Annotated in this window: 13 protein-coding genes; 10 read left to right on the top strand and 3 right to left on the bottom strand. The window is 45.5% G+C overall.

What is annotated here, in order from left to right; all coding sequences use genetic code 11:
* Positions 1–269: 269 nt before the first annotated feature.
* Positions 270–1,034: a sulfotransferase domain-containing protein gene (locus tag JGK20_RS31850; protein ID WP_293233474.1), complete on the bottom strand. Its 765-nt coding sequence runs from the start codon at positions 1,032–1,034 to the stop codon at positions 270–272.
* 209 nt (positions 1,035–1,243) lie between these two features.
* Between JGK20_RS31850 and JGK20_RS31845 the strand changes: the two genes are divergently transcribed.
* From JGK20_RS31845 to JGK20_RS31835, 3 genes are all read left to right on the top strand, one after another.
* Entirely contained in the window at positions 1,244–1,420 is a 177-nt protein-coding gene (locus JGK20_RS31845; RefSeq protein WP_293193558.1) for a hypothetical protein, read from the top strand.
* Between the two features lie 94 nt (positions 1,421–1,514).
* Entirely contained in the window at positions 1,515–1,730 is a 216-nt protein-coding gene (locus JGK20_RS31840; RefSeq protein ID WP_293233472.1) for a hypothetical protein, read from the top strand.
* On the top strand, positions 1,720–2,127 hold the full coding sequence (locus JGK20_RS31835) for a hypothetical protein (RefSeq protein WP_293233470.1): 408 nt from the start codon (positions 1,720–1,722) through the stop codon (positions 2,125–2,127). Before JGK20_RS31840 ends, JGK20_RS31835 begins: the two co-directional genes overlap by 11 nt.
* Positions 2,128–2,302: 175 nt before the next feature.
* Here JGK20_RS31835 and JGK20_RS31830 read toward each other — a convergent pair whose 3' ends face one another.
* Positions 2,303–3,190 (bottom strand): sulfotransferase, encoded by an 888-nt coding sequence (locus tag JGK20_RS31830; protein WP_293181435.1) that lies wholly within the window; start codon positions 3,188–3,190, stop codon positions 2,303–2,305.
* Positions 3,191–3,201: 11 nt separating this feature from the next.
* Between JGK20_RS31830 and JGK20_RS31825 the strand changes: the two genes are divergently transcribed.
* Positions 3,202–3,381 (top strand): hypothetical protein, encoded by a 180-nt coding sequence (locus JGK20_RS31825; protein WP_293181432.1) that lies wholly within the window; start codon positions 3,202–3,204, stop codon positions 3,379–3,381.
* Here JGK20_RS31825 and JGK20_RS31820 read toward each other — a convergent pair.
* Complete coding sequence (locus JGK20_RS31820; protein ID WP_293181429.1) at positions 3,369–3,521, bottom strand: hypothetical protein; 153 nt, start codon at positions 3,519–3,521, stop codon at positions 3,369–3,371. The genes JGK20_RS31825 and JGK20_RS31820 overlap by 13 nt on opposite strands.
* A gap of 438 nt (positions 3,522–3,959) precedes the next feature.
* On the opposite strand from JGK20_RS31820, the gene JGK20_RS31815 reads away from it, so the two are divergent.
* The 6 genes from JGK20_RS31815 to JGK20_RS31790 all read left to right on the top strand — a co-directional run.
* The gene (locus JGK20_RS31815; RefSeq protein WP_293181426.1) at positions 3,960–5,177 is read left to right on the top strand and encodes a transposase; all 1,218 of its coding nucleotides are present in this window, start codon (positions 3,960–3,962) and stop codon (positions 5,175–5,177) included.
* Between the two features lie 47 nt (positions 5,178–5,224).
* Entirely contained in the window at positions 5,225–10,144 is a 4,920-nt protein-coding gene (hpsA, locus tag JGK20_RS31810; protein ID WP_366039750.1) for a hormogonium polysaccharide biosynthesis protein HpsA, read from the top strand.
* Between the two features lie 32 nt (positions 10,145–10,176).
* Entirely contained in the window at positions 10,177–10,785 is a 609-nt protein-coding gene (gene hpsB, locus JGK20_RS31805; RefSeq protein ID WP_293233466.1) for a hormogonium polysaccharide secretion pseudopilin HpsB, read from the top strand.
* A 63-nt stretch (positions 10,786–10,848) separates the two neighbouring features.
* Positions 10,849–11,928 (top strand): hormogonium polysaccharide secretion pseudopilin HpsC, encoded by a 1,080-nt coding sequence (gene hpsC / locus JGK20_RS31800; RefSeq protein ID WP_293233464.1) that lies wholly within the window; start codon positions 10,849–10,851, stop codon positions 11,926–11,928.
* A gap of 58 nt (positions 11,929–11,986) precedes the next feature.
* Entirely contained in the window at positions 11,987–12,532 is a 546-nt protein-coding gene (locus tag JGK20_RS31795; RefSeq protein ID WP_293233462.1) for a GspH/FimT family pseudopilin, read from the top strand.
* 41 nt (positions 12,533–12,573) lie between these two features.
* Positions 12,574–12,796, top strand: a 223-nt coding sequence (locus JGK20_RS31790) for a hypothetical protein (RefSeq protein WP_293233460.1), incomplete at its 3' end; no start/stop codon positions are given.

The following is a 12,796-nucleotide window of genomic DNA, read 5'->3' as shown; positions in this document are numbered from 1 at the left end:
ACAATTGAGCTAATCTCTGATTGGGCGATCGATCGTATTCCCTCAATTACTCGTATTTTGATACATCTCTCAAAGAGCGCTGAAGCGCAACTACGTACCTTTAGAGCGCTGAAGCGCAACTACGTACCTTAAGACGGACAATTTAGTCCCAGCCTCCGTCTCGATCGCAAAATTCGGCTAATCTCTGATTGGGCGATCGATCGTATTCCCTCAATTACTCGTATTTTGATACATCTCTCAAAGAGCGCTGAAGCGCAACTACGTACCTTTTAGTCCCAGCCGAAGTCTCGATCGCACAATTGAGTTAATCTCTGATTGGGCGATCGATAATATGCCCTTAATTGCTCGTATACTGTCTCGCTGACCGGCGGATATTGGTTGGAATTGTACTTTTCGTAGGTTTCTAATTCGTGTGGCGGCGAGCCTAGAAATTTTAACACGCTGTTGTATGTGCCGCAAGGATTAACATACAAATCTTCACTTTTGAGGATTAAAAGTTGTGATTTGGGAAATAGCTGCATCCAGGCTGGAAGTTGGTCTGCGTAAATGCCGCGGCCCAGATATGTGTAGTGGCGGTGGTTGTAACTTTCGTAGGTTGGACTCGCTAGGATTTTTTCGATTTCGCCTTTGAGTCTTTCGGGTTCGTGGGCGATCGCACTTTCGAGAGATAGCGATTCGTAGCCAATTTTTATGTAGTAATGATAGTGGGAAATTGCGCGTTCTACTGGGTTTCTCAGCAGGGCGATTATTTTAACTTTCGGACATAAATCGTGGATGCGCTGGGCGACTCGGGGATGAAAAATATAGTAGGGGCTGGCTTCTCCGGTTAGCAGTTGTTCGCCACTTTGTGCTTGGGGAAATTGGGAATAATACCAGTCGGGGCTTTTGTCGAAGTTGAGGTCGAAATAATGGATTTCTTTTTGGGCGGCGGGGGCGATTTGGGGATGTTGGATCAGGTAGTTGTACAGGGATGTTGTGCCGCCTTTTTGGACGCCGATGATGATGAAATCGGGGGGTTTGGAGGGTTGTTTCATGGATTGGTGATGATATCTGTGGATCAATATAACGGTTTTTAGTAGGGAAACGGCACTGCCGTGTCCTGTATTTGAATCGTCTAACTCCGCGCGGTTGTGGTTTTTTAGCCGATCGTGCTACTATTACGTTTAGCGCGATTGCGCGCAATACGTAGTAACTCGTTCTCGATCGCCAGATGCGAGAATGCAGATATGCGCGCATGAGAGATATGGCTAAAAAAATTCCACCTGACATGGCTGAACTGAGCGTCTACGTAGATAAAAAGCTAAAGTTGCAATTCAAACTAGCTTGTACGGCTCAAGAAAAACCAATGAGTGAAGTCGTTGGTTTACTGATGAAGCAATGGCTAGAGATACAAGCAACCTCGCCAGAGTCTGAACCCTAGCGCATCAAGACGGCCACCAAAACTGAGGAAACAGACTGATGACCGATCGACTATATCGAATAAACGGCATCCTCGAACCAACCGCGAGGGACAAATGTTGAGAGATTCAGACAACCCTGAGAAATCTTGGCAAGATTTAGAAGCCGAACTGCTTCCTCACCGTCCTTTTTATGCCCCGGGCGAGACTGAAATTGAAAAAGACCTTTACGCTAAGCGTCGATGTGCTCAGCAACAAATGAAGGCTGAAAAACGCCCCGATATTGCAGGCCACTCTTATTACTACTGCACGGAGACCAATAATGATGACTAACTCGAATTACCGACTGCTACCTCCGAAAGATGAGTACGTTCAAGTGTCTATCTATCTGAATCGGGTGCACTTGGATGGATGTACGCCCGATCGCGCGATCGCACAATTGATCGAAATGGGTTACGATCCTAGTTTGCAATACCAGTGGAATCCAAAACGCAACGAGTTTGATTTGTTTGCTGTGATTCACGATCGCCCGATCGCAGATTCACTGATGGATAAACAGGCTTGTGATGCTCTCTGGGCTGCATTTAACGAATCTTCGCTTTACGTGATTGGTTGCGAGGCGGCACAAAATCCTAATTGGCTGGCTGCGGGCAGTTTTAATGACGCGCGCCGTTACGCTGCGCCGGAGGAAATTGAGCCTCTGCAAGCAAATGCTACCGCCGCTGCTTGATATTTGTGGGCGGGGATTCCCTATGGGATAGGTTGGAGGAGGACACGGCGCCGTACCGTTTCCCTGCGGATATGGCGTAAAATTTAGTCCCAGTCGAAGTCTCGATCGCACAATTGGGCTAATCTCTGATTGGGCGATCGAAATTATGTTTTCAGTGACAATTTTATGCGATTTTTCACTCCACCAGCTCATAACCAAGCTCTCTAGCTAAAGGATTTACCACACTATTTAATAATCTCAATTCTTCGGGCGCTGCCTGACGCTTTGTACTGTATATGACTTTTTCGATTGTCGTTTTATTGAGCTTGAGTTCTAAATAACTTTCTAACTCAGTAAAATTAAAGTTTTCATTGCATAACTCTTCATATTTTATTAGCATTCCATTTACTTTATGACTGTCTGCAATGTATCCTTGAAGTAAATTAGTCCAGTGCAATCCAAACTGCTCTGGTGTGTATACAGGCTCGTTCGGCCATTTTTTGTACCAGTAAAAACCCTGAAAAGAAGCATAAGCATTATAAGGATTTCTATACAAAAATAAGAATTTTGCCTTGGGAAACAGCCATTTTAAGTAAATAGCGTGATCGATAGTCAACCTCACTTCTTTTAGTCCCCACCGCACAATTCCCCTTGCCTTTGCGGGTTTTTCAAAATGATTTACCAAGAAGGCAATATGAGATTCAAGTAAGTAATTTATGTCTGGATAAAGGTTGGCAATCCATTCACCAGCCAAGTCAGACAGTGGAGCCCGATCGCTTAAAACTTCATCAATGAACCATTCAGCAGCAGGATAGGTATCAGTAATTGATTTGAGCGGGCTAGATAAATGGTCGATTAGTCCTGAGCGACCGTAGGGTTCACCCCATACGATGATAGAACCCGATGACATCACTAACCTTTGCAAAAGAGTTGACCCTGACCTCCAACCAGCAGAAAATATAAATACTGGACTGGAATCGGAATTACTTTTAATGTTCGGCCACCTGACAGAAAATGTTTTAAGGGCTTCTTCGATTGTGGGAACTTTTTTCAAGTCTTCTTCATGTTTGATTTTAAAGTCCATATTTAAAATTAGTGGCTGTTATAATTTATGTGGTTGTTGGTTATTTAATTTTAGTGGCAATCTGCGAAAACTTCAACTCTAGTTTAAGTTTATATGCAAGTGGTATAACTCCAAATACCGAATCTTACCTTCCTTTGATGAGTACGATCGCCCTTCGATCGCTGTTGGCGGGCGATCGCTATTCGGGATAGCCTTGCCGCGCGTACTTTTGGACATCGCGGACATTCGATCGCGCCTTGGGGTTGGAGGAGGCGGGGCGGTGCCTGCAGGCGATCGCACAACTAAAATTCGATCGCACTTTTATAGCCGTTTTTGGGTAGGGAAACGCCATTGCCGTGTCCTGTCTTTGATGCTTTGCCAGCCCCAAACCGCGATCGTCATCACTGATTCCTCAATCTAAAATCTAAAATCGACGAGTGAAGAGGCCGCTGGGCACTGACATCTCGATCGAACTAGACTAGAGTGGAGTTCCCGATCCGAAATCCTTGCGGGGTAAATTTATCGGGAAAAATATATCGGCGGTGAGCTTGCTTGTGGGTTTGGAAATTTTATTTGTTAGCCAGATAACACGTTATGTGAATTTGTACAAGGGGTTGATATGAAAGTTGTCGAAAGTGGGAATGATAAATTTAGGATCGTACTGTCCAGCAGTAACTACCAAATTTTCGGGGTTAAAGCCACGCCCATAAGCGGGCGGCTTTAATTGGTTATAAGGAATTTTTTGACGATTTGTAGAGTTGATCTATATTTAGTCAAGGAGGTGAAGCAAGTGTTTAATTTGACGTTTGAATTTAAGTTAAAGCCCACACCGACACAAGTAGCAGTCTTTGAAGACTGGTTAGAACAGTGTCGCAAAGTGTACAACTATGCGCTGAGAGAGCGCAAAGACTGGTACAACTCACGCAAATGTCAAATAAACTCTTGCTCCCTGCGCTCCGAGTACATAATTCCTGCTGACACGCCTAGACCGACATATTCAAGTCAGTGCAAAGCTTTAACAGTATACAGAAAAACCAGCCTCCCATTGCAGCGAGTTAACGCAGCCGTACTGCAACAAACGCTGCGTAAACTGGAAAAAGCTTTTGTCAGTATGTGGGAGCAAAACCACGGGTTTCCTCGATTTAAAAAAAAGGGAGCTTTGAGGTCTTTTAACTTCCCACAGTTGGGTGTAAATTTTGATCGAGGCAACCGCTTTTTTAAATTGCCTGTAATCGGCTGCATAAAATTTTGGCAGTCGCGCCCTATTCCTGGTGGCGCAATCGTCAAACAAGCTTGCGTAGTTAGGCGGTCTAGCGGCTGGTATATAATGTTGACGTTGCAATGGGATGTCTCGATTCCCGATGTTATTCCTCACGGCAACCCCATAGGAATTGATGTGGGGTTGACTAATTTTATTGCAACTTCTGGAGGGCTTTTGGTCAAGAGAATGAAGTTTTTTAGTGACGCAGAATGCAAGCTTAAATTGCTGCAACAGCGCGTCAGTAGAAAAAAGATCGGCTCAAATAATTGGAAGAAAGCTCAGAAAAAGGTCGCTTTGCTGCATGAATATGTGGCAAACTGCCGAAAAGATTGGCATCGCAAATTGTCACATCAAATCTGCAATGACGCGGGGATGGTGTTTGTCGAAGACCTTAATTTAATCGGACTGTCTAGGGCGATGTTGGGCAAGCACTGTTTAGATGCTGGGTTTGGGCAATTCTTTAATATATTGGAACACACTTGCTTTAAACGTGGTGTGTATTTCCAAAAAGTAGATGCTAAAAAAACTAGCCAAATTTGCCCTAACTGCTTCAGTGAGACAGGAAAAAAAGAGTTGTCGGAACGAGTTCACTCGTGTCAGCATTGCGGCTATACAAATGACAGAGATGTAGCAGCCGCACAAGTAGTTCTAATTAGGGGACTTGCAGCCGTGGGGCACAGGGTTAAGATGCTTGCCGAGGGTAAATTCATTGGAATCCCTGCGAAGCAAGAATCCCCACGCCTTTAGGCCCGGGAGTGTCAACATCTCTGAAATTATTCAGGAAGGCGTCATCAATGTTTAAGAGCAAATTATCCAAAGTTATCGTATCGCTGCTGCGGCGGATTGCTGGTGTTACCAGATCCGGGGCTAAGCGGCTGATGAGAGCAATGCTGCAGCTGCCGACGGTGACGATGGTGTTGCTGGTAGTAATCTTGTTGACTGTGGCGATCGTCCTGCGATCGTTCGATCGGGCGAATATGGCTCGCAACGTGCGGGTGAACCAGCAGGTGCTGGCGGCCGCTACTCCCGCGCTCGATCGGGCAAAAGCAAAAATTGAATATATGCTGCGGGAAGACCCGCAAAGGCCGACGGCTACTCCCTCCGATGCAGAATTGTACCGGATGATTTCGTCTGACGGTACAGCGATTACACCTCGACAGCCTGATACTTATACCTTTGGGGACGAGACACGTCTAAAACTCAAAGCTAACTTGGACACTTCTCCCGCCATAGATCCCGACCTTGATGTTACCAATCCACTCTTTAATCTCGAAACAAACGAATCAATAAACACTGCTTGGAGGTATGAAGTCGATACGGATAATGATGGTAAAAAAGATACTTATACAATCTACGGCATATTCTTTCGCTCTCCACCTCGTGACAAAAATAGCGATTTCACAAGAGTAAGAAAGCCGCTAGAAGCAAGAACACCTCCAATGTCTGGAGGCTCGCTCAAACCAGGGTGCGAGGCGGGCGGTACTAGCGCTAGTTTGGTCGGAGACTCCGGTTGGTACAAAATAGATGGCAAACTCAAAAAAAGCTTTTTTGTTTACACAGTTAATGTACCAATTTCAGGACAGTTTAAAGGCACTCCAAGTATTTCCGCTCTAGAATACCAGCAAGATCAAAGTCGCATTCCCCTCAGTAACAACGCGGTTGTGTATGAAGATGATTTGGAAATATCTCCCGGGCCGACGTTAAGGCTCAACGGGCGGATGATCACAAATAGTAATTTGATTGTGGCAGTGACTAGGGCAGGAGAACAATTAAATTTATATCAAGTTAGCAGCAAAGATTCCTGTTTTTACGAACAAGAAAACAGTAAGATAATTGTTGGTGGCAATGTAGTTAGCGGCTGGTCAGGTAATAACAATTTCAAAGTACCAGTGCAAGTACACCTATTCAAAAAAGATGGTAATCCAGAGTATCCAAAAACAAACTTAACCATTGACAATGACAACCAATCTACAGGCAATAATGCTTTAGATGTGATGTACAATAACAGAGCTTATGCCGATCGCATCGCGGCATTAGTAAGTGAACGGATAGGACCAGATGCTACTCCCACCGATCGCCTTACCGATCCAATTTCAGTCCAAGATGCCATAAGAGCAGGACAGAAACGACCACAAGCCCTGGAAGAGTATTTTAAGAACAGGACTCCGAAAGTTCCCTTTGCTGAAATTGCCTTTGGCAAGGACGGAACAGGAGGCGTGACTACTGGAAATTTGGTTGATCCAGGGGGAAAGGGTCTACGACCCAAAGCTCTATGGGTTGATCCACCAACATCATTAAGTCTCAAACCCGCCGAACTAAAAGCAAATCAACCTGAACCTCCGCTTGAAGAAGAAACGTTTATCGGCGATCGAATAGTTGCCGGTAACAACTTGCCTTCCCAAATTTGGAACAGTACCAAAAACCAATTTGAAACCGCGTCACGAACATTCGGAACGTGGCAACCCAGCATACCGAATCGCAAACGAGAATCCCAGGTGATTAAGCTCGCAGACGTGGGGGCAACTGACCGCGACGGTTTTTGGGAAAGATCGTCAGCCCAAATACCTAAGACTCCTCTTGACGGTATAGGTGGTCTGCGGATTATTACCAGTGCAGGGGTTTACGATCGTACTACTTCCTTCCTGCCACCGCCTAGCTGGATAAATGGTGCTACTGGTAATCGGGTAACCGGACCCGCAAAGATCGGCGATGGGTTAGATATAAACAATACTTACGATGACCCAACAACTCCTGCTGGGACTGCTGTGGAGCAATATCGCGTAGTCTGGCCGGACTCCATGCCGATGTCGCCGCTGGGGCCTGGATCGAAAGTATATGACAACGTTGCTGGCGCTTGGATTCCCTGGCGGACAGTATCTAGCACTTTGCCAGAAGTAGTTTCAGATGCAAATGGTACGACTCTACCGGCAGGAACTGATTCAGCCATTGACAAGAATACGCCCAAGTTTGCCAAAGGCGATTTGCGGATGCGTGCATCGGCAGTTTATCACTATGCAAACGACGGCTACAAGCCAGGTGAAACTCCCAAACAAATCCCATTTGCCTGCGTCAGCAGCTACTACGATCCCAGTACCGCACTGACAGCGAGAAATATAAGTGGACTTGATGATGTCAGCGGACAGGGAGCCCTGTCCCCAGCCTTAGTACCCGGAGTAATACGGGAACTTCCAGTAGCAGCAGACCTTCCTACAACACCTAGATTCATCGGCTCTCACAACGGTATAGTCTATGATTTCCCTGGACGACCGACGACGATTGGGGGACCTCTCACAATCACTAACGGCTTATTGACTGGTGGCGACCCAATTTATACGACACAAGCCAACTACGTCTTCCCTGACGGTAGGTTTGCCAACAAGCCTTTGAGAGAGGCGCTGAAGAAAGATCCAAACAACCGGAATTTGGATGACTTAGCAGCGATCGACTCCACTGCTTGCGCTTTGCACATTTTGACTAATCCTACTCCTAACCCTGTAATTCCTCATGGGGCTATTCAGGAAGTAGCATTTTTGAATGCCAGAGAAATAAAAGCGGTAGACGCTGACTATACTGCTACTCCTAATGTGAATGAAGAATTTACCCTCAGCAGTCCTTTGCCTACGACTACTCCAGCTACTCCTCCCGCTGCAATATTAACAGGGTTCTATAACCTTCCTCTGGAAGAACGGCAACCCCTAGAAGTTCGAGCAACTCAGTTGGATATAAATCAACTGCGGGGCAAAGAGTTTACTGGAACTAACGGGCCAGCCCCGGCAAAAGAGTATTTACTGCCAAACAGTGGGATTATTTATGCCAGTCGGGATGACGCGCTGCCCGATCGAAGTGCTCGAAGTGCTGATAAAACCGGCAATCCTGATGAAAATACAGATAGATTAGTCAGTCCCACAGACTCTCTGCTCGATCCCACACGCAAGCCTAACGGGATTGTCGTCATTAACGGTCAAAAGCTATTTCGCGGCAAACCCGGTCCGGTAATACCAAGTCCATATACTGTCGCTGACGTGGTTAGGGAAAAAGGTCTGACTTTGGTATCTAATTTGCCAGTTTATATCAAAGGAGAATTTAACAAACACACCCAACAAGAGTTTAAGACAGATTTAAACGATACTTGGAGTAATTTTTACACTGGTCGTGGCGCTCTAAATCCTAATTTTGCCTGTCGCCCAGGCGACCCCAGACTTAAAGATTGTACCGTTGGTGATGATTGGCGTCCCGCAACGGTACTTGCAGATGCTATCACTTTGCTCTCAAAAAACTACCGCTTTGGTTTCCGCAACGAAGGGGATTTTGACCTCAGAAATAATGCGGGCGCTGCTGCTGTATTACCTCGGAGACAACAAGGTTTTTATCACAACAATTTTGTTACTAACGGTCTCACTAGCGGGGCATTCTTAGTTGATGGCACATTGCCGCTTGTGACTCCACCCGCAGGACTAAAAGATAGTGATTATAAAGATGAGCCCAAGCTGAGTAGTTCTTACTTCAACAACTTTGTCACGCCCGTCCAAAGACGCGGAGAATTCCCAGAATATTTGATGGAAACTTGCATAAAACTGCCGGTTTCTGAATGTACCGATGCCGACTGGTTCGTTGATCCTTTGACGCCTGGCCCAGCGCCACAGACAGGGCTCAAAGTTTCTGATGTAATAGGAGGGACACCAAGATACGATGCAGATACCCGCTTAACTACCTATAAAGCCGGAACAACTGTCGATCCTCCGATTCCAAAATTGCAGCGATTCCCCCGCCGCGTGGCTTTCCCAAGAGACCCCAGTAATAATCTCAATAGAGGGGCAACTCCACAGCCTTATGGCATTAATGCGGGGGCTGTCGATAGTATTAACCGTGGGACGCCTAAACCTAATTCTCTGTGGTTCGCGACCACAGAAACAGCAGGTGATACTGTTACTTACGGCGGCGACCGATTACCGTTTGTGGTCAACAGAAATGGAATAGATTGGAATGGTACCAATACAAATCTGCCAAATTTAGCTTTACCACCAAATGCCATTTATCAGCCGCTGCTGATGCCAGTCTTACAACTCCAAACGGTGGCAGCGCCCACAGACATCACCTTTAATCAGGTAGTGAAAGCAACTGGGTGGCTACCGAGAGCTACAGAAGCAACAAGTTTCCATCTGCTCCTAGGATCCGGGGACACTCCTTCCCGAGCTCTTGACCCTAGTAACGGCGACACCAACGGCGGTCTGCAAAATTTACCCCGCTTTTTAGAAAACTGGGAAACTGTTAAAGATCAACCTTTTGCAACCGATATCAAGGGTTCTTTCATCCAACTAAATCGAAGTGCATATAGCACAAGCCCTTTCCAGCCAATTCTGGCGACGGGTATTAGTGGAATTCCTGCCCTGACAAGTTTGTTCGCTCCACAAGCAATTACTTACACACCTCCCGTAACGCTATATAGAACTGATGGTGCACGTCGCTTTGCCTATTTCATCCCACCAAAACGGGATTGGGGTTTCGATGTAGGCTTGCTATCTCAGCCGCCTGACTTGTTTACCCAAAGGCTCACTACTCCTCCTAGAAAGATTGAGCCTGATGAGTATTTCCGGGAAGTTGGTCGCGATGACAAGTGGATACAAACTTTGATGTGTGCTGAACTTGCTGCTACCCCCGGCACGTTCGCTGTGGATGCTCCTTTCAAACCAACTCAGTGCCCTCCTCCCGCCTAAGTTTCTGCCACTCAATTACTGGATTCCTAATTATGAAACGACAACAACAGCAAAATTTATCCCAGTCACGAGATGGTGGCTACACGATTATCGAGTCATTGGTAGCGATGATTGTCGTTTCGGTGCTGATGATTGCGATCGCCCCGGTGATGGCTTTCTCAGTAGCAACTCGCGTACAAGCGCGGCGGATGGAACTCGCCACGCAGGCGGCGAGAACATACATTGACGCTCTCAGGACGGGGGCGCTTAAACCGACAGATACAGAAAAGTTTCCTGTAAAAGATACGTCGTCTGCTCCAAATGTTGCTCCTGCTCCTGGAAACTTAGCTAATTTGTACTGCGTTGACTTAGATGACAAGCCAGGTTGTAATGGTAGCAAAGATTTTCGTGTTCAGGGTGCGTGGCGATCTGTAAGTGCTAATAATAATCAAGAGGCGAAAGAAGCGGGCTACGGTTTGACTGTGCGGGTTTACAGAGCCGATGCTAGTGGCACTTTGACAATTACAGGTCAATCTATAGTTGGAGCCGGACTTGGAAATCCTAATGCACCCTTGGTAGTAATGAGTACAGAAATTCCTCCTAGCCCAGAAGGCGGGGCTTCATCCTATCGATCCATTTGTGCTCGAACCGGCTGTAAATAAAACGTGCAGGAACTTCGATTAAATTTAAAATACCTTCCCAATTTGACAAAGGAAAAAGTCAAAATGAAAACTTTACTCAGGTTGATTCTAAAAAGTCAGCACCAACGAAACCGCTCTGAGCCAGATAAAACAGAAAAGGGCATGACTCTGATCGAGCTGTTGATCGGCACAGTTATGGCATTTTTAATCATTACGCCGATGCTCAGCTTTGTAGTCGATATGCTGAATACCGACAGGAGGGAACAAGTCAAGTCAAACACCGAGCAAGATATTCAGGCAGCAGTTGATTTCATCGCCCAAGATTTGAGTCAAGCTATTTATATTTATGATGGCAAAGGAATCAACGATATCAAAGCTCAACTTCCTGCTAACGATGCAAATAAAATCCCGATACTTGTATTCTGGAAGCGACAGCAGGTCAAAAATGCTGTTCCTATTAGTGCTGTTTCTCCTAATGGTGGAAAGCCAAGTGAGTGCAAGATTACTCCAGGTGCAACTACCGGAATTGACTGTAACGATACCTATGTAAGATCGCTAGTTGCCTACTACCAGATTAAAGAAACTAAGGTCGATTCTATTTGGTGTCAGCCTTCTTCTGGAATCAATGATTGTCCTACCCGTATTGAACGCTATGAAATCAAGGATGGAGTTAAAAACCCTTACGCGACCGGTGGCATAGACCCTTACTACACGGTAGCTGATGTCGGTAACGATAGAAAATCTTTAGTTCAAGATGCAGCTTTTAATCCAAAGTTTAAGTTTAGTGAGCCTACAAAAGATGTGACAATTGCCGCGGGACTGGCTAGTGTACCAAGTGAAGTTCTGCTTAATTACATAGACCACAGCCCCAAGGCAATTGATCCAGATGAATGTAAAAAAGCTCTAGGCAATCCCGAAACTCAAATAGGGTTAGCGGCAGCGCAACCAGTGGCAGAAGATACTCTAAAAGTAACAGATCCAAACAAGACAATAAATAGCTTTTACGCTTGTGTGGATACATCAAGAAACCTAGCCAGAGTTACAATCAGAGGCAATAGCCAGCGCCGCCTTCAACCCAACAATGCTAATTATGATGCCAGCAAATCGGCATTTTTTCCCACAGCAAGTGTACAAGTACAAGGTCTAGGTGCGATCGCAAAATAACTAATGTCTGAAACACATTTCCGAATCGCTCGACTAGCAGATAAAACAGGAGAGTAAAATGAAAACCGCAATATTATTAAAATTTTTGCAGAGTTGTGACGCCAAAGCAACTCCCAATTTCCCAAATATGTTAGGTATATTAGCTTCGATCGCAGCTCCCGGCTGGCTGGGATTCATCAACAGACAAAGAGTTCGCACTGTGAACGATCGCGTTTTCCAATCATTGCGACTTGCACAAAGCGAAGCAAAGCGAACTAAGCAGCAAGTCACAATTACATTCAATCCTGCTACAGCTACTGATCCGCCAACAATTAAGTTTAATCCGCCACTAGCCACTGGTGGTGAGACTCAGACGTTAAATGCTGGAGGGGAAATTAAACCCGGTACTATTACACTTGTTTCTAATGCACCCTCAATCACTTTTGACTACCTGGGAAATGTAAAAGATGAACTTCCCATAGATACATCAGTAAATCCAAAGATTAGTCGATTTAAAGTCGCAGTTGCTGCTGTTAACGGCGGTGGTAAGCAGTGTGCGATCGTGGAAACTATCATAGGAGGAATGAGAACTGGTGAAGGGCCTGAGTGCACGACGACGCCCTAGTTTTCAATAAATTTCATCGTCAATCAAGATATGTCTAATACATGAGAATTGCGAATTATATTATCGATCTTCCTTTAGCGGCATTTATAATATTTTTATTGGTAATTATTGTTGTCACAAAGAAACGTCTTAAAAATGACGAGTTCTACACGTTAGTAATTAGCATACTACTATCTTTTCTATTAGCAGAAGGAGTTTGTAGACTCTTAAATATAGGCGATTCTAGGGTAGTTATCTGGCAGGAGGAACGCACCCCAGGAGAAA

Source organism: Microcoleus sp. PH2017_05_CCC_O_A (assembly GCF_020738785.1).
Classification (GTDB): Bacteria; Cyanobacteriota; Cyanobacteriia; order Cyanobacteriales; family Microcoleaceae; genus Microcoleus.
Note: the sequence above shows the minus strand (reverse complement) of the source record. Positions and strands in the feature narration are given on the sequence as shown.

What these genes read in the sequence shown, in the direction of transcription:
- hpsC (WP_293233464.1), top strand. Translation starts at nt 10,849, where the DNA reads ATGAAAACTTTACTCAGGTTGATTCTAAAAAGTCAGCACCAACGAAAC.
- hpsB (WP_293233466.1), top strand. Translation starts at nt 10,177, where the DNA reads ATGAAACGACAACAACAGCAAAATTTATCCCAGTCACGAGATGGTGGC.
- JGK20_RS31845 (WP_293193558.1), top strand. Translation starts at nt 1,244, where the DNA reads ATGGCTAAAAAAATTCCACCTGACATGGCTGAACTGAGCGTCTACGTA.
- JGK20_RS31840 (WP_293233472.1), top strand. Translation starts at nt 1,515, where the DNA reads ATGTTGAGAGATTCAGACAACCCTGAGAAATCTTGGCAAGATTTAGAA.
- JGK20_RS31830 (WP_293181435.1), bottom strand. Translation starts at nt 3,190, where the DNA reads ATGGACTTTAAAATCAAACATGAAGAAGACTTGAAAAAAGTTCCCACA.
- JGK20_RS31850 (WP_293233474.1), bottom strand. Translation starts at nt 1,034, where the DNA reads ATGAAACAACCCTCCAAACCCCCCGATTTCATCATCATCGGCGTCCAA.
- JGK20_RS31835 (WP_293233470.1), top strand. Translation starts at nt 1,720, where the DNA reads ATGATGACTAACTCGAATTACCGACTGCTACCTCCGAAAGATGAGTAC.
- JGK20_RS31820 (WP_293181429.1), bottom strand. Translation starts at nt 3,521, where the DNA reads ATGGCGTTTCCCTACCCAAAAACGGCTATAAAAGTGCGATCGAATTTT.
- hpsA (WP_366039750.1), top strand. Translation starts at nt 5,225, where the DNA reads ATGTTTAAGAGCAAATTATCCAAAGTTATCGTATCGCTGCTGCGGCGG.
- JGK20_RS31795 (WP_293233462.1), top strand. Translation starts at nt 11,987, where the DNA reads ATGAAAACCGCAATATTATTAAAATTTTTGCAGAGTTGTGACGCCAAA.